At 65.9% G+C, this 25,722-nt stretch carries 18 protein-coding genes; 9 read left to right on the top strand and 9 right to left on the bottom strand.

What is annotated here, in order from left to right; all coding sequences use genetic code 11:
- Positions 1 to 92: 92 nt before the first annotated feature.
- Complete coding sequence (locus ACTIGJ_RS16870; protein WP_439641488.1) at positions 93 to 302, bottom strand: cold-shock protein; 210 nt, start codon at positions 300 to 302, stop codon at positions 93 to 95.
- A 737-nt stretch (positions 303 to 1,039) separates the two neighbouring features.
- Here ACTIGJ_RS16870 and ACTIGJ_RS16865 point away from each other — a divergent pair.
- A complete protein-coding gene (locus ACTIGJ_RS16865) occupies positions 1,040 to 1,306 on the top strand; it encodes a hypothetical protein (RefSeq protein WP_439641487.1) in 267 nt (88 codons plus the stop codon).
- 63 nt (positions 1,307 to 1,369) lie between these two features.
- On the opposite strand, the gene dusB is transcribed toward ACTIGJ_RS16865, so the two are convergent.
- Complete coding sequence (gene dusB / locus ACTIGJ_RS16860; RefSeq protein WP_439641486.1) at positions 1,370 to 2,359, bottom strand: tRNA dihydrouridine synthase DusB; 990 nt, start codon at positions 2,357 to 2,359, stop codon at positions 1,370 to 1,372.
- A gap of 71 nt (positions 2,360 to 2,430) precedes the next feature.
- Between dusB and ACTIGJ_RS16855 the strand changes: the two genes are divergently transcribed.
- The 4 genes from ACTIGJ_RS16855 (at position 2,431) to ACTIGJ_RS16840 (ending at position 10,069) form a co-directional block, all read left to right on the top strand.
- Entirely contained in the window at positions 2,431 to 3,456 is a 1,026-nt protein-coding gene (locus ACTIGJ_RS16855) for an AI-2E family transporter (protein WP_439641485.1), read from the top strand.
- 37 nt (positions 3,457 to 3,493) lie between these two features.
- The gene (locus ACTIGJ_RS16850) at positions 3,494 to 4,501 is read left to right on the top strand and encodes a hypothetical protein (RefSeq protein ID WP_439641484.1); all 1,008 of its coding nucleotides are present in this window, start codon (positions 3,494 to 3,496) and stop codon (positions 4,499 to 4,501) included.
- Between the two features lie 384 nt (positions 4,502 to 4,885).
- On the top strand, positions 4,886 to 9,319 hold the full coding sequence (locus ACTIGJ_RS16845; RefSeq protein WP_439641483.1) for a M36 family metallopeptidase: 4,434 nt from the start codon (positions 4,886 to 4,888) through the stop codon (positions 9,317 to 9,319).
- A gap of 111 nt (positions 9,320 to 9,430) precedes the next feature.
- Positions 9,431 to 10,069, top strand: a complete 639-nt coding sequence (locus ACTIGJ_RS16840; RefSeq protein WP_439641482.1) for a DUF6438 domain-containing protein — start codon at positions 9,431 to 9,433, stop codon at positions 10,067 to 10,069.
- Between the two features lie 19 nt (positions 10,070 to 10,088).
- Here the strand turns inward: ACTIGJ_RS16840 and ACTIGJ_RS16835 are convergent, their stop codons facing one another.
- Both ACTIGJ_RS16835 and ACTIGJ_RS16830 read right to left on the bottom strand, forming a co-directional pair.
- A complete protein-coding gene (locus ACTIGJ_RS16835; protein WP_439641481.1) occupies positions 10,089 to 10,388 on the bottom strand; it encodes a YciI family protein in 300 nt (99 codons plus the stop codon).
- Between the two features lie 51 nt (positions 10,389 to 10,439).
- Positions 10,440 to 10,811, bottom strand: a complete 372-nt coding sequence (locus ACTIGJ_RS16830; RefSeq protein ID WP_439641480.1) for a DUF423 domain-containing protein — start codon at positions 10,809 to 10,811, stop codon at positions 10,440 to 10,442.
- A gap of 342 nt (positions 10,812 to 11,153) precedes the next feature.
- Between ACTIGJ_RS16830 and ACTIGJ_RS16825 the strand changes: the two genes are divergently transcribed.
- The gene (locus ACTIGJ_RS16825) at positions 11,154 to 13,283 is read left to right on the top strand and encodes a protein-disulfide reductase DsbD family protein (RefSeq protein WP_439641479.1); all 2,130 of its coding nucleotides are present in this window, start codon (positions 11,154 to 11,156) and stop codon (positions 13,281 to 13,283) included.
- Positions 13,284 to 13,323: 40 nt separating this feature from the next.
- Positions 13,324 to 13,932, top strand: coding sequence for a thioredoxin family protein (locus ACTIGJ_RS16820; protein WP_439641478.1), 609 nt, complete (start codon positions 13,324 to 13,326; stop codon positions 13,930 to 13,932).
- Here the strand turns inward: ACTIGJ_RS16820 and ACTIGJ_RS16815 are convergent.
- Positions 13,929 to 15,305: a sodium:solute symporter family transporter gene (locus tag ACTIGJ_RS16815; RefSeq protein ID WP_439641477.1), complete on the bottom strand. Its 1,377-nt coding sequence runs from the start codon at positions 15,303 to 15,305 to the stop codon at positions 13,929 to 13,931. The two genes, ACTIGJ_RS16820 and ACTIGJ_RS16815, sit on opposite strands and share 4 nt — an antisense overlap.
- An 81-nt stretch (positions 15,306 to 15,386) precedes the next feature.
- Complete coding sequence (locus tag ACTIGJ_RS16810) at positions 15,387 to 15,638, bottom strand: GlsB/YeaQ/YmgE family stress response membrane protein (RefSeq protein ID WP_439641476.1); 252 nt, start codon at positions 15,636 to 15,638, stop codon at positions 15,387 to 15,389.
- A gap of 248 nt (positions 15,639 to 15,886) precedes the next feature.
- Here ACTIGJ_RS16810 and ACTIGJ_RS16805 point away from each other — a divergent pair, with 248 nt between their 5' ends.
- The gene (locus ACTIGJ_RS16805) at positions 15,887 to 16,195 is read left to right on the top strand and encodes a hypothetical protein (RefSeq protein WP_439641475.1); all 309 of its coding nucleotides are present in this window, start codon (positions 15,887 to 15,889) and stop codon (positions 16,193 to 16,195) included.
- Between the two features lie 128 nt (positions 16,196 to 16,323).
- Here ACTIGJ_RS16805 and ACTIGJ_RS16800 read toward each other — a convergent pair whose 3' ends face one another.
- Both ACTIGJ_RS16800 and ACTIGJ_RS16795 read right to left on the bottom strand, forming a co-directional pair.
- On the bottom strand, positions 16,324 to 16,857 hold the full coding sequence (locus tag ACTIGJ_RS16800) for a hypothetical protein (protein WP_439641474.1): 534 nt from the start codon (positions 16,855 to 16,857) through the stop codon (positions 16,324 to 16,326).
- Positions 16,847 to 17,188, bottom strand: a complete 342-nt coding sequence (locus ACTIGJ_RS16795; protein WP_439641473.1) for a hypothetical protein — start codon at positions 17,186 to 17,188, stop codon at positions 16,847 to 16,849. The genes ACTIGJ_RS16800 and ACTIGJ_RS16795 overlap by 11 nt, the downstream gene beginning before the upstream one ends.
- Positions 17,189 to 17,277: 89 nt before the next feature.
- Here ACTIGJ_RS16795 and glmS point away from each other — a divergent pair, with 89 nt between their 5' ends.
- Positions 17,278 to 19,113, top strand: coding sequence for a glutamine--fructose-6-phosphate transaminase (isomerizing) (glmS, locus tag ACTIGJ_RS16790; RefSeq protein WP_439641472.1), 1,836 nt, complete (start codon positions 17,278 to 17,280; stop codon positions 19,111 to 19,113).
- A gap of 340 nt (positions 19,114 to 19,453) precedes the next feature.
- Here the strand turns inward: glmS and ACTIGJ_RS16785 are convergent, their stop codons facing one another.
- Positions 19,454 to 25,693 (bottom strand): DEAD/DEAH box helicase, encoded by a 6,240-nt coding sequence (locus ACTIGJ_RS16785; protein WP_439641471.1) that lies wholly within the window; start codon positions 25,691 to 25,693, stop codon positions 19,454 to 19,456.
- Between the last annotated feature and the right edge of the window lie 29 nt (positions 25,694 to 25,722).

Raw genomic sequence — 25,722 nt, 5'->3', positions numbered from 1 at the left:
TCGAGGAAAGGCTTGTAAACAATATCGGCATCAGAACGCCGAACATAAAAAAACCGCAGCCGGAGCTGCGGTTCTTCAATACGCGAGCTCGATTAGAGCGGGCGGATCTGCGTCGCCTGCATGCCCTTCGGGCCGCGCTGCGCCTTGTACTCAACGCGCTGGCCTTCCTTCAGGGTCTTGAAGCCGGTGCCCTGAATTTCCTTGAAGTGGGCGAAAAGGTCTTCGCCGCCGTCGGCCGGGGTGATGAACCCGAAGCCCTTGGCGTCATTGAACCACTTAACGGTGCCGGTCGAATCTGACATTGCTACATTCCTTTAACGATAATTGACGATATGTTCGCGGTGCGTGCTGCATCGCATTTGCGGACGATCAAGAAATGTAGCCGGGGAAACGACAGAACCCGTTTGTCGCGGGGAAACTGACCACGGTGAATACCTTGCTTGAAACGACTGCATCTGCACTGTACGCGCTAATTTTGCCGCTGTCTAACCGACAGAACAGTCGCCGAGAAGCCCGTCACGCTGCGGTTTTCCTATCGCGCCGCAACATCAAGTCGGGCTTGCCGAGACCGGCCGGAGGGCCGTCGTACGCGGTCTTTCCTCGGTGTCCGCCGGCCCACTACCGGCCGGCCGTGCATCGCTTTTGATCCCTGTTCCGGAAGATTGGCTGTGGTCTGGTGGCGGCCCGAGGCTGGCGACGACCGTCTTCGTCGGCACTGCCATCGGGGTAGAACGGATGGCCCGCGAATCTGAAAATCTTGTTCGCAGGGGCGAACAGGCCGGGAAGACTGCGAAATCCTCGCCGCACTGCAGCATCGCCGCCAAGCCCCTGAACCGATGGCGTTCGATAGCGGGGGCTTTCACAACTGCGGCGACCGGCCACCAGCGGTCGTTGTGCACCTTGCAGGCCGGTTCGAGCGTCGCGCGCTACTAGATATTGTGTTTGCTGTCCAGCGATGACACCATTGGCTGTGACCTTGGAATCCTCGGCGAAAGGCGCTGATCGATCGGGTCATTACCCTGAAAGTTGGGAGGTTCCCATGGCTGTGAAGAAAGCTGCTGCCAAGAAAGCCGTCGCAAAGAAAGCGGTTGCGAAGAAGGCTGTTGCGAAGAAAGCAGTCGCCACCAAGAAGGCGCCCGCGAAGAAGGCTGTTGCCACCAAGGCTGTTGCCAAGAAGGCCGCTGCACCGGTCAAGAAAGCGGTCGCTGCTCCCGTCAAGAAGGCCGCTGCTGCGCCGGCAAAGAAGGCTGCCGTGAAGAAGGCCCCGGCGAAGAAGGCCGCTGCGAAGAAGACGTCGACGCCCTGACCCGGCGCGGGACGTCGCAAGGCTCGGCACTGCAGCTGCCGGGCCTTTTTTGTGGGCGTCTACTCAGGCGGCTGCGGCCCAGCGGTCCATCGGTTCGACGCCGAAGAAATGCGCCACCGCCCGCCGCTGCGTCTCGCCACAGGTCTCGGTGCTGATCGAGCGCCAGAAAATCTCGGCATCCGGATGGTCGTCGCAGTACCAGCGGATGTGCTTGCGTCCGATCCGCACGCCCTGAGCCTCGCCATACAGGCCGGCCATGGCTGTCAGGTGCTCGACCAGCAAGGCGCCGATCCACGCGCGCGACGGCGGTGGCAGGTGCTGGCCAGTGGCGAGGAAGTGGTGGATCTCGCGGAATATCCACGGCCGCCCCTGGGCGGCGCGGCCGATCATCAGCGCATCGGCGCCGGTGGCGGCGAGTACGTGGCGGGCCTGCTCCGGCGTGCGGATGTCGCCGTTGGCGATCACCGGAATCCGCACTGCCTGCTTGATGGCAGCAATGGTGTCGTATTCGGCCGAGCCTTCAAAGCGGTCCTCCCGGCTGCGCCCGTGCACGGCAAGTGCGGCGATTCCACAGGCTTCCGCGATCCGGGCAATCGCGACGCCGTTGCGCTCGGCGCGCGACCAGCCGGTACGGATCTTCAGCGTCACCGGCACCGGGACGGCGGCTACCACCGCAGCGCAGATGCGCGCGACCAGCGCCTCGTCGCGCAGCAGAGCCGAGCCGGCGTCCACCTTGCAGACCTTCTTGGCCGGGCAGCCCATGTTGATGTCGATGATGTCGGCGCCGTGGCCGACGTTGTGCCGGGCCGCATCCGCGAGCAGCTGCGGATCATGGCCGGCGATCTGCACCGACACCGGGCCGGACTCGCCAGCGTGATCCATGCGGGTGCGCGACTTCTCGGTCTTCCACATGCGCGAATCGGAAATCGTCATCTCCGACACCGCCAGGCCGGCACCCAGCCGCCGGCACAGCATGCGGAACGGCCGGTCGGTGACGCCGGCCATCGGCGCCAGCACCAGCGCGGGTTCGATCAGATGCGTTCCGATTTGCATGCCAGCATTTTCACCGATCCCCGGGCATTGCGGTTCGGACGAGCCCGGGAGCGCTCCATTAAGATGCCCGGATGAACCCCACTGCCAACGGTGCCCGCCTGCTCCGGGCCGACGCCCTGTCGCTCGTCGCTGCCGCCGTCGTGATGGTCGCGGTGCTGTACCTGCACCTGCTGTCGGCCCTGATCGGCGGCCTGCTCGTCTACGAACTGGTGCATGTGCTCGCTGCACGGCTGCGGGTGGCCGCGCTGGGGCGGGAATCCGCCAAGGTGGTGGCGGTGGCGCTGCTGGCGGTCATCGTCGTCGGCTTGCTGACCGCAGCGGTGTTCGCCGTCAGCAATGTGCTGCGCAATGGTTCCGACAGCCTGCCGGCACTGCTGGTGCGGCTGGCGGAGGCCATCGACAACTCCCGCGACCGGCTGCCGGAGTGGATTGTCAGTTCGCTGCCCAGCGATGCCGAAGCGCTGCGCCGTGATCTGGTCGGCTGGCTGCGCGAGCACGGCGCAGCCGTCCAGGGTTTTGGCAAGTCCTTCGGCCGCAGCCTTGCGCACATCCTGATCGGCATGATCGTCGGCGCGATGCTGGCGCTGCGCGAGGCAACACCGAACGGCACCCGCGGACCGCTGTCGCGGGCGATCGTCGAACGCGGCGCGCGGCTGTCCGAATCGTTCCGCCGCGTGGTCTTCGCGCAGACCTGGATCGCCTCGATCAACGCGCTGTTCACGTGGATCTACCTTGGCGTCGCGCTGCCGCTGTTCGGCGTCGACCTGCCGCAAGTCAAGACGCTGGTGCTGGTCACGCTGCTCGCCGGCCTGCTGCCGATCCTTGGCAACCTGATCTCGAACACCGTGATCGTCGCCGTCAGCATCAGCCATTCGCTGGAACTGGCGTTCGTTTCGCTCGCCTATCTGGTGGTCATCCACAAGCTCGAATACTTCCTGAACGCCCGCATCATCGGTTCGCAGATCCGGTCCCGCGCCTGGGAGCTACTGATCGCGATGATGGCGATGGAGGCGGCGTTCGGCATCAGCGGACTGATCGCGGCGCCGATCTTCTACGCCTATTACAAGGAAGAGCTGTCGCGCCTGCGGCTGATCTGACGCCGCCTCCCGAATTCCCTTCAATCCCCCGATCGACATGGTCAGCGCCCACGATCCGGCTGCCGCCGGCGAACCTCCCCACCCGCACGATTTTTCCGAACAGCTGATCCGCCAGTTGTACGAGGACCTCGATGGCTTCCTGTTCGATGGCAGCGACGCCGTCGACAACGCCTGGCCGCTGGTGATCGACGCCGTGCAGGCCGCCCGTATCCGCGGCGCCGTGCTGCTGGTGTTCGCCCGCGCCACGCTGGCCGCGCATCACCGCCTGGTCTACGACGAGGCGCCGCCCGATGAGGCGCTGGCGCTCGATGCCGCAGCCGAGGCCATTGCCAGCTTCCTGCCGGAAGCGCGGCCGCAATTGCCGGCACTGAAGAACCACGCCGAACGTCTGACCCGGCAGATGGCGATCGCCGAGCAGTCGCCGGACGCCATCCACGTGCCGCTGTCACAGGCGATCCAGCGCTTCTATGTCGCGCTCGGCGAGGAGAACGCCTCGGCTGGCAGCCGGGCCCTGATCGAGATGCGCTCGATCATCCTGCACCTCGACGCCTGCGCGGTGATGCTCGACCAGACGGAATCGGCCCCCGAACCGATCCGGGTCATTCGCCCGGACCGCTTCCACGACTACTTCATGCACTACGCCAGCCTCGCCCGCACGCCGGAAAACGCGCGCGGCGAAAAGCCGGTGGCGACGCTCACCGAAGGGGGCCGGATCACCGCCGTCATCACCGAAGACACCCACCCACTGGAGGCCGCCGCCGCCGCCGTGCGCGCCACCATTCACGGTGACGACACCACACGAGACCACGCGCTGGCCCGCATCCGCGCGCTGCTCGACGTGCTCGACGGCCTGCGCCGCTCGCCCAACCCGCTGCTCGGCGATGCCATCCAGGACGACACCGTGCACCTGAGCCTGGTGCTTGCCGCCGCCACCGCACCGCTGGCCGCCTCGAGCGGCTTCCGCTTTCCGGCGATCGCCCAGATCGCCCGCTACAACCAGCATCTGCTGCGCGGCGCGGCCGCCGTCACCGGCCCCGCCCACTGAAGGAAACGGCCGGCCCGCAATGGGCCGGCCGATGCGCCGCCGGGGCCGGTTTCGACAAGCCCCGCGAAATGCTGCCGATTGATGCCGGTCGCTGCATCCGGCGATGGCGCGTCACGCGGAAGCGCCGCGACATTCCTGACGCATCGGTCAGTTTTCGCTGTTGCAACGCAACAGAAATCCATCCTGAATCAAGCGTTTGCGCGACACAGACCTGCGGCCTATTCTCGGGTCAGCAGTGACCGTCAACGACCCGGAGAACGGCGCGATGCCGGCTGTTCTCCTGCGTCGACGACCCATCGAAGTCCGTGCTCCAGGCCGCCGTCCAGCGGCGGCCGGCGCAACGGTCGGGGACATCGGCAGCACTTACCGGGAGTGGGTTCAATCATGAAGAAATATGCGATCGGGCTGATCGCTGCGGCACTCGGTGCGTCCAGCGCACTCGCGGCCCAGGCGCCCGCCAACTACGACGCCGCGCTCAGCGCCGCGTCGCGCGACAGCAGCAACGGCAACCTCGTCAAACGCAAATCAGCGGCATTGCGCGGGCATGCGGCAGCACGCAAGGGCTCGGTGACGGTATCGGGCCAGGCCCGGCCGACCCGCGCCGGCGTGCCGTCGAACTACGACGCCAAGCTCGACGCCACCACCTTCCTGTGGGCCGATGCCCGCACGCCGACCGCTACCCTTGCGCCGATCAAGCGCCAGAAGCTGGCCGAAACGGCTGCTCGCGAGTACCTGCTGAAGCAGGCCGGCCCGCTGAAGCTGTCGAAGGCCAGCGTGGCCGATGCCCGCATGGTCGACATCCATGACGTCGGCCGGGGGCCGATCATCACCCGCTTCCGCCAGTACTACGACGGCGTCGAGGTGTTCGGCCAGAACCTCAGCGTGATGATGGGTCGCGACCTGAAGCTGGTCGCGACCTCCGGCTACTTCGCACCGTCGAGCGCCTTCGAGAAGCCGACCCGGACCGGTGTCGCCACCTCGGCTCGGGGTGCATTCTCCCTGACCGCCGAACAGGCGCTGGCGCGTGCCTTCGCCGATTTCACCGGCCAACGCACCTCGCCGTCGCTGTTCCTCGGCCGTGGCCAGAAAGGCGATTACGCGCAGTACGCGATCGGCGATGGCCAGACCGGCGAGATCCGCGCCTACGGCACGCCGCGCGCGAAGAAGGTCTGGTACTACAGCAACGGCAAGCCGATCGCCGGCTGGTACCTCGAGATCAGCGGCCGCTCGGTCGATCGCGCCGACGACTACGGCTACGGCTATGTGGTGTCGGCGGTCGACGGTGCCGTGCTGTTCCGCAAGAACCTGTCGGAAGACGTGGCGTTCAGCTACCAGGTCTATGCCGATGCCAACGGCATCCACCAGCCGTACGACACGCCGATCGGCAACGACACCTCCCCGTACCCGGTGCCCGGCACGCAGAACCAGAACCTGCCGCGCGTTCCGGCGGCGCTCAGTCTGGTGACCCTGGAAAGCGGCCCGATCTCCACCGGTGATCCGTGGCTGGCGCCCGACGCCACATCGACGCTCGGCAACAATGTCGACGCCTACCTCGATCTCGTCGACGGCGGCGTGCGCCCGCCCGGCACCGATCCGGCCGATAGAGTCGACGGCTTCACGCCGGACAGCGCCGACCAGCGCGGCGCGCTGACCGGCGCCAACACCTTCGCCTACCCGTACACCCCGGACAGCGATCCCAGCACCGCCAGCCAGCGTCAGCATGCGGTCACCCACCTGTTCTACATCAACAACTGGCTGCACGACTGGTGGTACGACAACGGCTTCAACGAAGCCGCAGGCAACGCCCAGTCGGTCAACTACGGCCGCGGTGGCGAGGAAGGCGACGTGCTGCTTGCCGAAGGCCAGGACTTCAGCGGCCGCAACAATGCCAACCAGCGCACCCCGGCAGACGGCGGTTCGCCGCGCCAGCAGATGTACCTGTTCGATGGCGCGGTCAACGGCGAAGTCACGGTCTCTGCACCGGTCGGCTCGCTGCCGTTCAACACCGCCTCGTTCGGGCCGCAGCTCTTCGACGTCAGCGGTACGGTGGCGGCCGCACTGCCCGCCAATGGCTGCACGGCGCTGAGCAATGCTGCCGACGTCAGCGGCAAGATCGTGCTGATCGACCGCGGCACCTGCAGCTTCCAGACCAAGACCGTGCAGGCGCAGAACGCCGGTGCGCTCGGCGTGATCCTTGCCAACAATGCCGCCGGTGCCCCGCCGGGGCTGGGCGGCGACACCAGCCAGCCGTCGCCCACCATCGGCACGCTGTCGGTTTCCAATGTGTCTGGCGCGGCGATCCGCTCGGCGCTGGCCGATGGGCCGGTCACGGCACGGCTGCGGCGCGGTGCGTCGATCGATGTCGACGGCACGCTCGACACCCAGATCATTGCCCACGAATGGTTCCACTACACCTCGAACCGTCTGGTCGGCAACGCCTCGGGCCTGTCGAACCAGCAGGGTCGCGGCATGGGTGAAGGCTGGTCGGACTTCTCGTCGCTGATGCTCACGGTCCGTCCGGAAGACCGCAATGTCACCGGCAACGCGAATTTCGAAGGGGCGTATCCGATGGCGGTCTACGCCACGCGGGACTCCTACTACGGCATCCGTCGCGCGCCGTACTCGACCAACCTTGACATCTTCCCGTTCACCTTCAAGCACATCTCCGATGGCGTCGCCCTGCCGACCAATGCGCCGATCCTGGTCTTCGGCGACAACTCGCAGGTGCATAACACCGGCTCGATCTGGGCCAACACGCTGTGGGAGTTCTACGCCCGCCTGCTGAACGATCCACGCTACAGCTTCGTCCAGGCCCAGGAGCGGATGAAGGACTACGTGATCGCGGGCCTGAAGATGACGCCCAACGCGCCGACCCTGCTGGAAGCGCGTGACGCCATCCTCGCGGCTGCCATGGCGACCGATGCCGGCGACTACGCCCACGCGGCGGCCGCCTTCGCCAAGCGCGGCATGGGTGCCGGTGCCATCGCCCCCGATCGCAACAGCGCCACCAACCAGAACCCGCGCGCGGTCGAGGACTTCACCGTGTTCGCCGGCAACCTGTCGGTGACCGATGCCTCGCTGGACTTCGCGTACGTCGATGGCGCCGTCGGCTTCATCGACAACGACGGCATCCTCGATCCGGGTGAAACGGCACTGCTGTCGGTGACGCTGGTCAACAACGGCACGTCGGCAATCACCGATGCGGTGACCGCCACCGTCAGCGCCGACGGCGACCTGCTGTTCCAGACCACGGCGGATCGCACGGCGGCGACGCCGGTGCCGCCGACGGCCACCGGCACCATCACCTTCCCGGGCCCGATCGCCATCGGCGCGACGGTCACCGGCACCATCGAGGTGAAGCTGGTGTCGGCGACCAGCACCGCGCAGCGCGTGACGCTGACGCTCGACTTCCCCGAAGCCGGCCCTTCGCCGACCTCGGTGTTCGAACCCGGCGCGCAGACCCTCACGCTGGACGTCAACTACGACGTCGCCGCCAACCAGCGCGGAACCGACGATATCGAGCAGCCGCAGGCCTCGAGTGTCGACTGGGGCCGCACGCTGATCGGCAGCGGCGAGAACTGGCAGATCGTCGATGGCGATCCGGCGCCGTTCCTGTTCGAGTCCGGCAACATCTGGTCGATCCCGGACAACGGCTCGCCGACTGACGCCCGCCTGACCACGCCGCCGCTGCTGGTTGCCGACAGCGGCGCCCCGACGGCGACCGCCGAGGGCGCCTTCACGATGAGCTTCGAGCACTACTTCCAGTTCGAGTTCGCCGGCTTCGCCGAGGACGGCACGCCGGTCGGCTACGACGGCGGCGTCATCGAAATCACCAGCGACGGCGGCGAAACCTGGCAGGACGTGGTGGCAGCCGGCGGCAGCTTCACCTCCGGCGGCGGCTACAACGGCCTGGTGCTGGCGCTGTCGGAAGACGGAACCTTCGCCCCGTTCGGTGCAGACGCGCCCGCCACCGGCTTCGTCGGCAACAACTTCGACGCCAACAGCGGCTTCCTCGAACCGGTCACGCTGACGCTGCCGGCCAGCTTCGCCGGCAAGACCGTGCGCCTGCGCTTCCGGCTGCTGTCGGATGTCAGCACCGGCGAGTTCGGCTGGTCGATCGACAACGTGTCGTTCACCGGCGTCACGGTGGCGCCGTTCAGCGCCGTGGTGGCCGAGGATGGCGTGCCCGACAACGTCGCCCCGGTGGCGGCCGCCGGTGACGATCGTACGGTCGCGGCCGGCAGCACGGTGACGCTCGACGGCAGCGGTTCCAGCGACGATGTCGAGGTCACCCGCTACACCTGGTCGCAGACCAGCGGGCCGGAGGTCGCACTGACCGGTGCTGACACCGCGACGGCCACGTTCACGCCGGCCACGCCAGGCGAGTACCGCTTCACGCTGACCGTTGGCGACGATCGCGGTGCAACCGGTACCGATTCGGTGACCATCACGGTGCTGCCGCCGCCGGTGGCCAATGCCGGTCCGGACCAGACCACCCGGCCGTTCCGCGACGTACTGCTCGACGGTCGCGGTTCCACCGCTTCCGCGCCGGGCGGCGCGCTGAGCTACGCCTGGGTGCAGACCGGCGGCGCTGCGGTGACGCTGAATGCGGCCAACACCGCGACGCCGAGCTTCAAGACCGGCAAGACCGGGGCGTACGTGTTCCGGCTGCGGGTCACCGATACGCAGACCGGCGCAACGTCGGACGACCTGGTCACCGTCAACGCGACGATCCCGGCCGGCGGTTCGTTCGGCTATCTGATGCTGCTGCCGGGTCTGCTGGCCGTGTGGCTGCGCCGCCGGCGCCGCCTCGACTGACATGCAGAGCAGCGGGTCGGTCGCCGGAGGTGACTGACTGAACATCCCGGGGCGCTTCGGCGCCCCGGGATTTTTTATGCGCGACGGCCCGGCGCCGGCTAGGCTGCGGCGATGATGAAGATCTGCCTGCTGTCCGGTCTGAGCGTCAGCCTGTTCGGAGGCCTGCTGTCCGGGGGTCTGTCCGCCTGCGCCGCGACCTCGCCGGCCGGCGATCCCGCAGCGGCGCCCGACCCCGCGCCTGCAACCGCCATCACCGCGACGGCGGCCCAGCCCGACGTGGCTCAGCGGCCGGCGGCGAAGCGGTCAGCGGGCGCAATGCCGGTGCCGAACCTCGACCCGGCCAGCTTCGCAGTGGAACTGCAGCGCAGCGGCTGCCACGGCCGCTGCCCGTCGTACCGCCTGCGGCTCGATGGCGACGGCACCGTGCGCTACTTCGGCGAGCGCTTCGTCGCCGTGCCCGGCGAGCAGCGGGGCACGGTATCGCCAGAGGTGGTGGCCGAACTGCGGGCGCAGTTCCGGCAGCCGCCGTATGCGGCGCTGCGCGGTCGCTACACGCCGGATGACCCGCGCTGCGGCGCGGCGGCGACCGACATGGCATCGGTACGCATCACCATTACCGACGCCGGCCAGCAGCGCCAGATCGACCACGATCTCGGTTGCAGCGATGCGCCGCCGGCGCTGCGGGCATTGGCGGCGGCAATCGACGACGCCGCCGGCAGCCACCGCTGGGTGGAAGCGCCGCGCGAGTAGCGCCGCGCCGCTGATTCACTCAGGCCGGGCCGGTCCAGTCGGCCAGCAGCGGCGCATGCAGCACCGGCCGGAACTCGACGTAGCGATAGCGGGCGCAGCCTTCGCGGACGAACGGATCGGACGCGAAAAAGGCTTCGATGGTGGCCTGCGAATCGCCGCGCACCAGGACCACGCCACCGGCACCCGAAGCCTGCGGCCCGGCGCACAGCACGATGCCCTGGTCGATGCCGGCCTGCAGGTAAGCGCGATGCGCGCCGCGCACGGCTTCCAGCGTGGCCAGCGGAACGAGATAGGTGCTTTCGACGAGAAAATGCTTCATGGGCGGACGACTCGTGGGCAGAACGGCCGCGCAGTGTACCGGCCGCCGGCTTCAGCTCCGCGCGGCGTGCACCAGCAGCAGGGCCCAGCCGACCAGGAACAGCAGCCCGCCGAACGGCGTCACTGCGCCCAGCACCCGCACGCCGCTCAGGGTCAGCAGGTACAGGCTGCCGGAGAACAGCAGCACGCCAATCGCGAAGCTCCAGCCGGCCGCATTCAGCAGCGGCCCGGGCCGCGACAGCGCCAGCAGGCCGACCGCCAGCAGCGCCAGCGCGTGCCAGAACTGGTACTCCACCCCCGTGCGCCAGACCGCCAGCTGATCCGGCGTCAGCCGGCTGCGCAGCGCATGCGCGCCGAAGGCGCCGAAGGCGACGCCGACAAAGCCGTAGGCCGCACCCAGCATCAACATCAGTTTCGGATTCATCGTTCGATCGGCAATCAGTTGGAACCGTGACGCACCCATCGTAGCCGCGACGGCGGCCGCCAGTGGCCGGACTGCAGTGCGCACCGAAGTTGTAAGCGCATATCCCGTCGGCATGGAACGCGCACGGCAGGTGCCGGTCGAACGGCAGCAACGCCTTGGCCGGGGCGCCTCGCCGGCCGTTGCGCGGGGTCCTCGACGGCGCGCCGTCAAGAATGGATAAATTTTAATGAAATCATCATCCTGCCGTGCATCCGGACAACCAGACCCTTGGCGCTGCCGGCAGCCTTGCAGCGGCGGCTGATTGCATACACTGCCGCGCACCTCCTGGTTCCGGATTCCGACATGCGTCCTGCTTCGCCCCTTCTGACCTGCGCCGCAGCCCTGCTGCTGCAGATGCCGTTTGCCCATGCTGCGGCAGTCAAGACCGATCACGTCGAAGCCGAGCTGGTGGCGGAGAGCACCGCGCTGCGCGCCGGTGCCGAGCAGACGCTGGCCCTGCGCCTGCAGCCGGAAGCCGGCTGGCACGTCTACTGGCGCAATCCCGGTGATTCCGGGCTGGCCACGTCGATCAGCTGGACGCTGCCCGACGGCCTGAGCGCCGGCGCGCTGCAATGGCCGTATCCGCACCGGGAAACGCTCGGGCCGATCGTCAACTACGGCTACGCCGAGCAGGTGCTGATGCCGGTGACGCTGACGGTGGCCGCCGATGTCCAGACCCCGGAGCCGCTGCTGCTGCAGGCCAAGGCCAAGTGGCTGGTCTGCAAGGACATCTGCATTCCCGGCAGCGCCGATCTGGAACTGCAGCTGCCACTGGCCAGCGATGCCGGCGCCGCCGGCAGCGACGAGCGCTGGCGCGACGCCTTCGCCAAGGCGCGCAGCGAGCTGCCGCAGCCGGCGCCGGCCGACTGGCAGCTGCGTTTCCAGATCCACGACAAGGGCGCCGACAAGGCCTTGGCGCTGGCGATTCGCGGCACCGGCATCGGCAGTGCCGACCAGCTGGCGTTCTTCCCGTACGCCAGCGACCTGCTCAACCACTCGGCCACCGCGCGCCGGGTGCTTGATGGCGACGGCAACCTGCGCCTGTCGCAGACGCTGAGCGACTACTACGTGAAAGCGCCCGCCACCGTCGACGGCGTGCTGGTGATCCACGGCAGCGGCGGCGACAAGGCCTGGGAAATCAGCGCCACGCCGGGCGCGGTCAAGGTGGTGCCGCCGACTGCCGACACGCCGCCGGCCGCAGCGCTGGACGCGCCGGCCGCCGAAGCGCCGCCGGCCTATCTGCTGGTGCTGCTGTTCGCGCTGCTCGGCGGCCTGGTGCTGAACCTGATGCCCTGCGTGTTCCCGGTGCTGTCGATCAAGGCGATGAGCCTGGTCGATACCCGTGGCGCCACGCGGGCCAAGCAACGCAGCCATGCGCTGGCCTACACCGCCGGCGTGCTGCTCACCTTCGTCGGCCTGGCCGGTCTGCTGATCGCGCTGCGCAGCTCCGGCGCGGCGATCGGCTGGGGCTTTCAGCTGCAGCATCCGGGCTTCGTCGCAGCACTCGCCTACCTGTTCTTCGCAATGGGCCTGTCGCTGTCTGGCGTCGTCGAATTCGGCACCCGGATGATGGGCGTCGGCCAGTCGCTGGCCAGCGCCGAGGGCTATCGCGGCTCGTTCTTCACCGGCGTGCTGGCGGTGGCGGTCGCCAGCCCCTGCACCGCGCCGTTCATGGGCACTGCGCTCGGCTATGCGCTGTCGCAGCCGGCCTATGTCGCGCTGACCGTGTTCACCGCGCTCGGCCTGGGCCTGGCGTTGCCGTTTCTCGCCATCGGCTTCGTGCCATCGCTGGCGAAAGCCCTGCCGCGACCGGGCAAATGGATGGAGCACTTCAAGCAGTTCATGGCCTTTCCGCTGTACCTGACCACCGTCTGGCTGCTCTGGGTGCTCGGCGGCCTGACCGACCGCAACGGCATGACCGTGGCGCTGCTCGGCCTGACCCTGATCGCCTTCGCGCTGTGGCTGTGGAACCGCAGCGGCCGGCTGCCGGCCGTGCTGAAGCTGGCAGCGCTCGGTGCGGCACTGGCGCTGCTGGCCAGCCCGCTGCTGGCCAAGCAGGTGGCTGGTCCGGCGGGCGCGATCGCTGATGTTGCGCACGAGCCGTATTCCGAAGCGCGACTGGCCGAGCTGCGCGCCGAAGGCCGCACCGTGTTCGTCGACTTCACCGCCGACTGGTGCATCACCTGCAAGGTCAACGAACGCGTGGCGCTGGCCGCTGCCGACGTCCGCCAGGCGTTTGCCGAACGCAAGGTCGTCTGGCTGGTCGGCGACTGGACCCGCGAGGACCCGCTGATCACCCGCACCCTGGAACGCTTCGGCCGCAACGGCGTGCCGCTGTATCTGGTCTACCACGGCGCCGCCGAGGCCACCGTGCTGCCGCAGCTGCTGACGCCATCGATCGTCATCGACGCGCTGCCGCCAGCGGCGCCATGACCGGACCCTGACCCCTTCCTCCGCCCTGAGAGACTCGCGCATGCACCTGAAAGCCCGTCTGGCTGGCATCGCCGCCGGCCTGCTGATCGCCGCCACCGCCCTCGCCGGCCCGACCGTCGGCCAGCCTGCGCCAGCCTTCACGGCCGTCGACAGCCGTGGCAAGACCGTTTCGCTGGCCGATTTCAAAGGCCGCCCGGTGGTGCTGGAGTGGAGCAACGACGGCTGCCCGTTCGTCCAGAAGCACTACAAGAGCGGTAACATGCAGGCGCTGCAGAAGGCCTACACGGCGCGCAACGTCGCCTGGTTGACGGTGCTGTCGTCGGCGCCCGGCAAGCAGGGCCATGTCGACGGAGCCGGCGCCGACCGGCTGTCCAGCGAGCGCGGCGCGGCGCCGACGGCGGTCCTGCTTGATGCCAGCGGCGCGCTCGGCAAGCGCTACGACGCCAAGACCACACCGCACCTGTTCGTCATCGACGGCAACGGCGTCCTGGCCTATGCCGGCGCGATCGACAGCATTCCGAGTGCGGATGCCGATGACGTGACCAAGGCGACGCCGTACCTGCAGCAGGCGCTCGATGCGGTGCTGGCCGGCAAGCCAGTCGCGCAGCCAGCGACGCCGCCGTACGGCTGCTCGATCAAGTACGGCTAAAGCGCCGGCACCGTGTCACCGCTGCGCGGGCCGAACGGCGCCAGCACGGCGTAGGCCAGCGCAGCGGCGGCCAGCGAGGCGAGGTAAGGCATCGTCCAGTCCAGCGCCGAGGCCAGCGCGTAGACCACGACGCTGGCCAGCAGCGCCGCTGCGGCGCTGGCGATCCCGCCCAGCGCCGGAATGAAGATCGCGACCACCATCAGCACCAGCACGCCGGCCGAAGCGAGGCCGGACGCCTGCTCGACCAGTGCGTACAAGCTTTCGCTGCCCAGCGAGATCAGGTAGGCGATCACTCCGAACACCACGACGGCAGCCCGGTTCAGGCGTAGCCGTCCGCGTTCGGTGATCTGTTCGCCGGCCAGCGGCGCGATCAGGTTGCGGGCGGCCAGCGAACCGGCCACCAGCAGCGCGCCGGACAGCGTCGACAGGATGGCGGACAGCAGCGCACCGAGGAACACCACATACAGCACCGGCGGCAACTGGGTCTGCGCATAGCGCGACAGCACCTGCTCCGGCTCGAGATCGGCGCCCAGCGTGGCAGCGGCACCGAGCCCGACGACGACCGGAATCAGGCCGACGGCGAGGTACACGACGCCGGCCGCGACGGTGGCCGAGCGAGCCAGCGTGACGTCGCGCATCGACAGCACTCGGGAGGTCAGTTCCTGTGCAGCGATGGTGCCGAACACCGGCACCGCCAGCACTTCGATCAGCGGCCGGTCGCGCCCCGGGGCTCGGGCGGCAGCGGCCGCCGCGGTTTCCGGCAACGTCTCGAAACCACCGGCCAGCGCGAACACCGTGAGCAGCAGCACCAGGCCGAGGATCAGCACCAGGCCCTGCACCAGATCGGTCCAGGCATCGGCCCACATGCCGCCGACGGCGGTATAGATGATCACCACCAGCGCGGCGAGGCCGGTCGCCGCGATCAGGCTCAGTTCGCTGACCGATGCGATCACCTGGCCGAAGGCGCGCACCTGCGCTGCCGCCCACAGCAGCGACGAGGGAATCATCACCAGCGCCGCCAGCCGCTCGATGCCCGGCCCCCAGCGATGGCGGAACAGGTCGGCCAGGGTCAGCAGGCCACGACGGCGCAGGGCCGCCGCGAACACCAGGCCCATCGCGACGATGCCGAGCGCATAGCCGAACGGATCGGCCGCCACGGCGCCGAGCCCGCCGGCGTAGGCCTCGGCGGTCGCGCCGATGCAGGTTTCGGCACCGAACCAGGTCGCGAACACCGAGAACACCGCCAGCCACGGTCCGAGGCTGCGCCCGGCCAGCAGGTAGTCGCTTTCGGTCTGCGGCCGGCGCGCCAGCAGGAACACCACGGCGAGTTGCAGCAGCACATAGCCGAGCAGCGCCAGCAGGGTTCCGTTCATGGGGAGGTCAGGTGCGGCGCGTCGGCGTCACGGTATGGCGACGGCCGGCACGCGTCGCATGCCGGCACGTCGCGCAGGCTTTCAGCCCTGGCGGCCCTTGATGGCAGCAACCAGGTACAGCAGCACGATGGCGCCGATCACCGCACCAATGAAGCCGGCCGGCTCGCCCGGCTGGTACAGCCCGAGCAGGCTGCCGACGTAGGTGGCGAAGAACGAGCCGGCGATGCCGAGGACGATGGTCAGGATCATGCCCATGCTGTCCGAGCCAGGCTTCAGCCAGCGGGCCAGCAGGCCGACGATCAGACCGATGAACAGCGTTCCGATGATGCCCATGCACGTCTCCGCTGGAAGGGAGCTGCACTGTAGCGGATGTCGGCAAGGGCTCGTCGCCGGCCGATGGCCGCTGTGTTCCGCGCCGTCGAGGCGCTGCACTGTGCGCCAGCGCACAGGCCACCTTCTGGTATCCGCCGCGATGCGAACTGCGTCAACGACGCCGGCACACCTGCGCCGCACCATGTCGCCACCAACGCACTCGCCGCGCCGCCAGCGGCCGATCCACCCCGACACGGGAGCCCGCCGCCATGCTCAGCACCTTCGTTGCCGCCGACGTCTACCGGGTGATGCTGGGCGCCGGCCGGCTCGATGCGTTGAGCCAGACGCTGCAGGCGTACGCACTGCCGGCCGAAGGCTCGCTGCGCCAGCTTCGGCGGGACGATGGCAGCGGCGTCTGGGTGGTCACCGTGCTGATCGACGGCGAGACGCTGGAACGGATTTCCCTGCTTCAGGCCCTGAGCCTGATGCAGATCGACAACATCAGCGCCCGGCTGCGTGCGGTTCCGACGCTGCCGGGTGGCGGCGCCCCGCCGCCGGCGAGCCAGCCCGCCGCCTGAACATTTCGCTGTCGCAGGACGGGATTCTCCTCCGGCTGTCGTTCGTCCCCGTCGAACGCAACGGCCCGCATCCTGCAAGCACTGCGCGAGACGGCCAAACGCCGTTCTCGCGCTTTTTTTGCGCGCGCTCAGCGCTTCGGCGGCGGGCGATCCGACCGGCCGGCGCCAGCATCGCGATCCAGATCGACTGCCGGTGGCAGCGATGGCGCCGGAGCGTCCGGGCCGATCACCTCGCCCGCCGGCCGCTCGCCGGCCTTCAGGCCCTTGCGCAGCTCGCGTCCCACTGCCCGGTTGAGCCCGGCCAGTGCGCCGTAGACGCCGTTGGTGATGGTGTCGTGGACATCGCGCACAGCCTTCGCTCGCTCACGGGTCGCCGGGATCGACTCCAGAACGTCGAACGGAATGCTGGCGATATTGCGATGCACGTCACGCACCACCGACCCGCCGGCGGCGATCACTTCCTCGGCCGTCGCCTGCGCCTCGCGCAGCGTCTCCAGGCCCGCCAGCCGCTCGGCCTGGTGGCGGCCATCGGCAAGCGCCCGCTGCAGGTCTGCGTCGAGCCGCTGCAGTTCGGCCTTCAGCTTCAGCAGCCGCAACGCGGCAAATGCCAGAAGGACGATGGTCAGCAGCAGCGCCGTACCCAGCAGCCATTCAAGCGCCATGGGTGGTCACCTGCGCCTCGACGCCCTGCGCCTTCAGCTGTTCGGCGATCTGCTGGGCGGCGCGCGAGTAGACGATCCGCTCGATCATCCTCGGCGCCACCTTGGCCGCCGGGCCGGCGAGCGGCGTTTCCTTCACCGCCAGATCGAACGGGTTGAGGATGCGGATCTCGATCACCGGGCCGACCCGCCCCGGCGCCAGCGCCGCAGCGGGATCGCCGACCAGCTGGCCATGCAGCGCATCGACCCGCCGCTGCAGCCGCAGCAACGCCCAGCCGAGCCCGGCGGTCAACAGGGCGATCAACATCGACAGCGCAGCCAGCAGCATGCTCAAGGGCGACTCCGGGAACCGAATGCAGGTGTCCGCAGGCACGCAGACCGTTGCCGATACAATAACGCGGCCCCCCAACCGTCCTCCATGCCATGTGCGGAATCGTCGGCGCCGTCGCGCCTCGTGATGTCACGCCGATCCTCGTCGAAGGCCTGCGCCGGCTGGAATACCGCGGCTACGACTCGGCCGGCGTGGCGCTGCTGACATCCGCCGGCGCGCTGGCCCGGCGTCGCGCCCAGGGCAAGGTGCAGCAGCTGGCGAACGACATCGCCGCCCACCCGATCGCCGGCCATCGCGGCATCTCGCACACCCGCTGGGCCACTCACGGCGTGCCCAGCGAGCGCAACGCGCATCCGCATTTCAGCGGCGATGTCGTCGGCCTGGTACACAACGGCATCATCGAAAATCACGATGAGCTGCGCGAGGAGCTGCGCGGCCGCGGCTACGTGTTCAGCAGCGAAACCGATACCGAAGTCGTCGCCCATCTGGTGGCGGACGAACTGGCCACCAGCGGCTCCTTGCGGGCGGCCGTGCAGGCCGCGATCCGGCGCCTGCACGGCGCCTACGCGATCGTGGTGCTGTCGCCGCTGGACCCGGATTGCATCGTCGCGGCGCGCGCCGGCTGTCCCGTGGTGGTCGGCTACGGGCAAGGCGAGCACTACGTCGCCTCCGATGTCCAGGCGCTGCTGCCGGTGACCCGCCAGTTCAGCTTCCTGGAAGAAGGCGATGTCGCCGAGATCCGCGAGCGCGGCGTCCACATCGTCGACCGCGACGGTCAGTCAGTCGAACGCCCGGTGCGTGAATCGAGCCTGTCTGCGGAAGCCGTGGAGCGTGGCGATTACGCCCACTACATGCAGAAGGAAATCCACGAGCAGCCGCGCGCGATCGCCGACACGCTGGCCGAACGCATCACCGGCAAGCGGGTGCTGACCGCCGCGCTCGGCCCGCTGGCCGAAGCCCTGCTCCCGAACATCCGCAATGTCCACATCGTGGCCTGTGGCACCAGCTACCACGCCGGCCTGATCGCCCGGTACTACATCGAACAGGGCGCCAAGCTGCCGTGCACCGTCGAGGTCGCCAGCGAGTATCGCTACCGCAACCCGGTGGTGCCGCCGGACACGCTGTTCCTGGCGATCTCGCAGTCCGGCGAAACCGCCGACACGCTGGCCGCGCTGCGCGAAGCGAAGAAGCTCGGCTATCTGGCAACGGCGGCGATCTGCAACGTGCCGGAATCCTCGCTGGTACGTGAAGCCAACCTGGTGCTGATGACCCGCGCCGGCCCGGAGATCGGCGTCGCCTCGACCAAGGCGTTCACGACGCAGCTCGCCGCACTCGGCATCCTCGGCGTGGCGCTGGCCCGCCACAACGGCATGAGTGCGGCGGTGGAAGCGCAGTACGTGCGGCAGATCGCCCATGTGCCGGAAATGATCGAGCGCACGCTGAAGCTGGAGCCGCAGATCAAGGCGCTGGCACAGCACTTCGCCGACAAGCGCCACGCGCTGTTTCTCGGCCGCGGCCCGACCTGGCCGGTGGCGCTGGAAGGCGCACTGAAGCTGAAGGAAATCTCCTACATCCACGCCGAGGCCTACCCGGCCGGCGAACTCAAGCACGGCCCGCTGGCGCTGATCGACGCCGACATGCCGGTGATCGCCGTCGCCCCGAACAACGCGCTGCTCGAAAAGCTCAAGTCCAACCTCGAAGAAGTTCGCGCCCGCGGCGGCCAGCTGTTCGTCTTCGCCGACCCCGAGTCCGGCTTCACCGCCAGCGAAGGCGTGGAAGTGATCACGATGCCCGAGCACATCACCCCGCTGCAGGCGCCGATCGTCTACACGCTGCCGCTGCAGATGCTGGCGTATCACGTCGCGCTGCTGCGCGGGACCGATGTCGATCAGCCGCGCAACCTGGCGAAGAGCGTGACGGTCGAGTAGCGCGCTGCAGAAGCGATTGCTCCGGCTTGATGTATTTAGTAAAAACGGTAAGTTTTAGTAAAACAAGTAAAGACTTCCAGCCGCGGGTGGCGGGTGACTTACTCCCCTGAAGCAGTGCCAGTAGGTATAAAGCTAGTGTCCGCTTTGAAAGCAGGAACGGACATGAAGAGTGGCTCAGCGAAGGACCGATCATCGGTTTCTTGACGGCGGCGGACGCCAGCTGTCCTGTGGAAGACCTGCGCCAGCGTCACGGATTCATCCGCCGCGTACTACAACTGACGGACAAAGGTCTACGGGATGAGTATTTCCGACACTAAACGACCCACCGCCAGCTAGAAACCTATAGGTTTGAGCCGTTCCGAACCTTCACAAAAATCTCCGTTGGGTGCGCCCCGCCCTCTATGGGTATTGCGAGCCGTGAAAGAGATTCCCACTGGCGGGCGCCGTCTGCGGAAAACGGAAAGCGGAGTTGACTCTCACCGCGAGCCGACGGCATGGCACCGGACCGCCAATACGAGACGCCCTGATCGAATCGGACCGTCGCTTTCGCTCCGTTCGTGAACTTCACTACCAACGAACGGCCGTGCTGAAGGGTATTTCGCTCGGAGGTCAGCACTTGTGGCACAGCGGGCACGCTCTTAAGCGAGGCCTCGAGGACCGCGTTACGAGTCCGCACGTCATTCCAGTCATGGAAAATCAAATATTGCGCTCTCGAATCAGCGCCCAGCCGACAATCCAGAGTCGCGATTTCGATCTCTGGACGGCCCCATCTATCACCCCCGACGCGCATTCGGAGGCCCACCAGCAGCTGCTTCAGGAGAGCCACTGACAAAGGCGAAAAAAGATATCGATCACTATAAGCAATGGAGCTCACCGAACACTCGGCGCTCTCAAGCAGGCGCAGCAGATCTGGATGAGAGGCAGCCAGCAGTCTCCAGAGGCGCTCACCAAACCCGAGAAGCGGACCGTCCACTTCTCTATGAATGACAACCTCAACGTCCCCGGCAACCCTCGTTGCAGGTCTTATCTGATCGCCCACTAGACGATCCATTGCTGGAATTGATCCCGATGCTTGCCGCGCGGTGATAACGGGTTCTTCGGATCGGCCCCATTTCTCCGAGAACGCGCCCGCGGATGCGTCGGCAGTAGCCCAACGTATGACCCCGTCGAGACGGACTACCTCTGCCAGTACCACGGCCGCACCCGCGACGAGCGCTGAGGTCAAGGCGACTACCGACACGCGAGGGTGATCGGCAAGGCTCGCAAGCAGGTACTTGTTCTCATCAGAAGCCTGGTTGTGCGACCACGCCGCCAACGCAACCTCGACCTGAATCCCCCTGGCGGAAAGGTCGAACGCGAGTTGCCGCATCTCGGAAGCACCTAAATCCCATTCAGCAGGAGCGCCATGGGCAATTAAGCGAACAACGCGCGTGCTGGCGGCACTGGCCGATCTCAAGACAGCAGGTCTCAATGCAATGGTTTCTACTCGAGACGCGTCGCCGAAGTATTGGAGGGGTTCGGGAAGCCTAAGGGCATTGAGCCAATCCCTTGATAGCCACTTCAATGCAGCTTTTCGGTCCAAGCGATCCGTCTGGAACCGCTGATCAAAGTCGAGAACGCAGTGGGGACAAGCAGAGTCGCAGTCCTTTGGGCAGTGGAGCGCGGCGTAAGCGGCGTCCAACAGTTCCGCGATAAATCCGTCGGCACCGGATGCATAACCGGCCGCGTGCTTATCAAAAATAATGATCGAATGCGTGGTCGTCTGCGAATCAACTCGCGCAGCCTTGTAGGCGCAGGCGAGCTCAGCCACCTGAACTCCAAGGCGACGAGCGAGAGCATTTCTCGTCGCGACGGCGATTGTCTGGGCCGCGGTGGCGTCGCTCAGCCACCTTCCAGCGCCATCGCAAAGCTGGATCTCCAATACGTCGGTGAACGCCTCATGTCCAAGGTCGAGATTGGGCTTTACGCTCCATGCGTTGAAGCTGCCGGTGCAAATTCGGTCCGTACCTTTTCCGCCACGGAGGCGCGAGTGTGGCTCCTGGAACACTTTCGGCATGGTTCCGTCTGACGACATTGGCTCAGCTCGGCCGCATCCGAGACACAGCGCATAACCGCGTCGTGCCTGACCGGCGGAGTAATGGTAGACATGCCCTCTCTCGGTGCTTCGGTATCGACCCAATCCAGGATTGGGGAGCGGCGACCATTCTCCGGTTGCGCTGACCCATGGGAGCTCTACAGGCACAAACCCTTGGGCACTGATGTCATTGTGAGGGCGGCTGCCAAAATCAACGGCGAAGCCGGATGGGGACAAGAATGCCCTGGGCGAGGTCGGCTGGAGCGCCCCGCATACTTCACATTGCATGGCGATGGCGATCGAAACACTAGATCCACTGGCACCGCATGCGCTGCAGCGCCACGCATAACGAATGGACTGCACCTCGCTTGCATCGGATTGAGAAACCGGCACGTGCCAGTTAAGCGTAATGCCCGCGGATCGATACACCCGGCCGTCCATTACCACGTCGGCGCCAGGCGCATACTCTCGTAGCGCTGTCGTTAAATCGCGGCTCGCAAGATCGCGCCGCCGCATCCGGTTGTCGTCTCTACCTTGAGTGGGCGTCGATGGCAAACGTTTTAAATCCTCAATCGTGAGGGTGTCGAAGGCGGCGATTGATGTCGGAAAGCCGTGAGCGGGAAGGAACCCTTGGGTCGCGAGTTCTCGAAGCAAATACTCGTCCTCAAGTCTCCGCTTCTGAAATGCAATAGCTTTGGCGGCTGGCTCGTTTGAGCCGGGCTGATCGACCTGTAGTCCCGTCAGCTCATTTCGCCATCGTGTCGCGATCGAAGTCATCATTTCCGCTGCACGGATCACGAATGACCTTGGCTCACGCCCTGCGAAAACACTGTTACGCACCACACTCGCAAGTCCTCCGCTAAGCGAGTTGTCTCGCCTGGCATCAAAGCTTTCGCAGAAGTCCTCGAAACGAGATAGCGGCGAGTTGTCGTTGTCAGCGAAAAACCATCCGCATGTGAGCTTATGCAAGTCACTATCGCTGGCAGCTGACAACTCGCGGAGCGCCACTCCAAGTATCAGAGCGTTGATATGACGCTGAACTATTACAGGGCTATTGAGCGAGACAACGGGTGCCGGCAGCATCATGTCGAACGGCCATCGGCTATTCGCAAACACAGCCTGATCGTGGGGATTGCTCTTGCAAAGTGTTACCGCGCAGGACCGAAGCTCCCTGCGCCTGCCAGCGCGACCCGCACGTTGGAGGTAGTTCGCCGGATGCGGAGGAACATTGTTCATGGCTACAAGCCGCACGCCGCCGATGTCGATTCCCATCTCCATCGTCGTCGAACAAGACAGTAGGTTCAGCCGTCCCTCTTTGAAGTGTTTTTCGTAACGGTCAAGAACCTCCGCGGGTTGCTGAGCGGAATGCTCGGCCGCTGCGAAATAAGGAGAAAGCTCGACCACCCGATCGTGCAGATCCGACCAGATCCCCTCGTCACGAAGACGTTGTAGCTGCACGTTATCCTCCATCCATAGGCGCGCCTCGGCCAGGTGTTCCTGGGGCGAGGAATCCCCACCGAATGGCTTACCGTAGACGGGAATATCAAAGGTCTCGCATTGCGAGGTCTCCTTCGTAGCGCTTCGCGGGATGTAAGGCGTGATTGATCGTACTGTCGTGTCAAGAAATCTGCGTGTGACCGGGCACAGCCAGGCCTTCTGAATGACGCAAAACGCCAATGAGTCCAACCGGAGGACGTGCCCATCTCCCGTATGCTGAAGCAATGAGCATGAGGTTAGGTCAGACCACGCTCGACTTAGACATTCGTCGACCATGTCCTGCCCGGAGGGCTCCTCGATGCTGACCGACAGTAGATTCGCAGCCAGGCGTACGAGCATGCTCCGGGGGCCACTGCGACGAACCGAGGGCCACCGGCGCTGATTCCGTCCCACTTCAGGCCGGTCAGCAGGAATCAGCCGTGTTCTAGGTATGGCAATGCCAAGCCATTGCAGCCACTCTGTTGGAACGTCGAGTGCGCCGCTGCCTCTCACCATGTGATCGACGCTCATCTTCAGGAAGGATCGCCACTCCGAGAGCGTTAGGCCTCTCCTTGCCCAAGCTGCCGGGGTGCCACTCACGGATTGAATCGCGGGGTACTGCACCGAAACCAGCCCCATTGTTTCGAGATTGTTCTGACGCTTTGGCCTTCGGCCAAACTCTCGAACTAGCAGCATGCCCGCCAATGTCAGCGGGCCAGTGTCGCCTCCAAAACAACTGAACGAATAGTTTCGATAGGTCGTCAGAATGCGATTGAAGTCGTTCCCCTCGCTGACGAGGCGCTGCCGCAGTTCCGTGAAGGAAATGGACTGCGGTACTGCTAACGATTCAAGTTCTGCAACCTTACTTGCAAGCTGCTCCTCAAGTGAGCCTCTGACGGATTCGGGAATAGCCGGCGAGATGACCGCCCTTAATGCCTCGATCTCATCAATCAGCTTCTTACTCATGGCGCTGGATGCACCGATTCCAAACCCGATGGTGTGGTGATAAACCAGACCACGTACCCTCGCGCGTTCTGCATCTTGCTGCAATCGGGTAGCCAGCCTGGCCGTACCCTGTCGGCTGTCGCTGAATGTGAGCAACCGCCTGCCCCGGTACGGTAGGTCAGCCGGGTTGGCTCCGTCCGGAGCGAACTCCAGAAGGGTCGGAAGAATTCCGCTCAGCAGAAATGGAGCACTGATCCGCGCCTTGCGGAACAAGTTCGAGCGCGGACCCGATGTAGATCCACAGGCCGGGCACTCCAGGCCGTCCCCACCGTCCTCATGCAAGGACGTGACGACTGTGTGATTGTCCGCAGTATCACAAATCAGCCGAGTGCCTCTGTTGACGTGCCATCGCTCTGTGCCTCGCAGTTCTCGATTGACCACAAGCGCGGGGGTTCCGCGCTTAGCCGGGGGTTCGTGATCTTCCTCAGCTTCTGGTTCTTCAGTGGCCGACTCGACGTCAAGTTGAAACTCGTCGACTTGTGACACGTCCTCTGGCTGAACAAGACGACCATCCTGCGAGTGCTCCGCCTCCAAGTAAACTGTACCGCAGTCATCACACGCGACGACCTGATAGCAGGGTGCTCCGCATTCGCAGTGCTGCCTTATTGCGAGATATACAGCCCCAAACGGCCAAGACGAATCGTCGAGCGCCGTAGATATACGCTTCGTACAGGCGCGGTCGGAGCACGCCCATAAACCTGGAAGCGTTTGATGAAAGATATGTCCGCGAAGCGGGAGAAACGGAGTCTCGTTCTCATCTCGAACGCCTGACAGCAGATCTAGCCATCTCAAGGCCACCGCTTCAGAGGTTGCGGACATACCGCATTTACGGAGAACCGCTGTAACGTCACTTAACCGAGCAACGGATGGCTTGCTCAGGTCCCCCACGAAGAGCTCGCGAACCGCACGCGCAGCTTTGTTCTTCAAGAGTGCCCTGAAGCGCTCGGCACTTACTTCATCCGGGCCACCGATCAGGGCGAGGTCGTCGAGACCATCATCACCGAGCGCGGTTGCTGAAGGCAGGCGAGGTACCTCGCGCTGGCCCGCAACGAGATGAACCCGGCTTTCGTCCACGCCAGCAACGTCTGCAAGGAACCTCTTGAGTTTTACGCCAGCCTCACCGTTGGGATCACCGATCGTTGCGGATGTCGCCACAAATCGAACCTGATCGGGTGACACACCAAATGCATGCAGCACACGGCGAAGCATCAAGGCGAGTTCCGCTGCCTGCGACCCGATGTATGAATGAGCTTCATCGAGCACAATCCAGCTCAGCTTACCTTTTGATTGTTCGATGATCGGCGCGTCTTGAGCGCGAACGAGCATGAACTCGAGCATTGTCGAGTTCGTAACGAGAATCGGTGGCGGCGATGATCGGAGAGTGCTGCGGTCGCCGACCTCGCTGGGAAAGTTCGCGCCCTCCGTTGATCGCCTTTGATCCGGCGTATTGCCGTTGTATAGGCAGAATCGGACATCCTTGCCAAAGCCATGAGTCCACGCGCGTAACCGGTCGCGCTGGCTATTGATCAGCGCATTGAGCGGGTACAGGAAGATAGCTCTTACCCCAACCAGCGGGCTGCCCACCGCAGCGTGCTCGCGCGCGAGGGCGTCGAGAATTGGAACAAGAAAGCATTCAGTCTTGCCGGAGCCGGTGCCACTGCTGACCACCAGCGACTGCGCTTGAGGTTTCCGCAAAATCTCCCAAGCTTCAACTTGATGAGCGTAGGGCTTCTGCGATTTCGCGAAGCGATACTCGGATGCCAAAGACCTCGGCGGGGCATCCATCGCTTCAACAAGATCTTTGGTCAGCAGCGCTTGACCGACTCCGTCGGCAAGCTCATGCATAGTTCGATTCCCGGTTTTCCAGCCAAACACGGCCTCGAAAGCGGGATCCCCTATAAAGCTGCCGTCCGACCCGTACGGCTTCCGAAACGTCTCCGTGAGGTATCGACGAAGCGGCTTGTCCGAGTACCCCAGCAGATTGACGGTAGCCCGCGCCGCCCGCTCCGACAGGTTGGGCAGCATCTCGGAAAAATAAGACGTACTCACTGACA

It is taken from the genome of Nevskia sp., from assembly GCF_051860985.1.
Classification (GTDB): domain Bacteria; phylum Pseudomonadota; class Gammaproteobacteria; order Nevskiales; family Nevskiaceae; genus Nevskia.
This window is presented reverse-complemented; position numbering and strand designations above follow the sequence as displayed.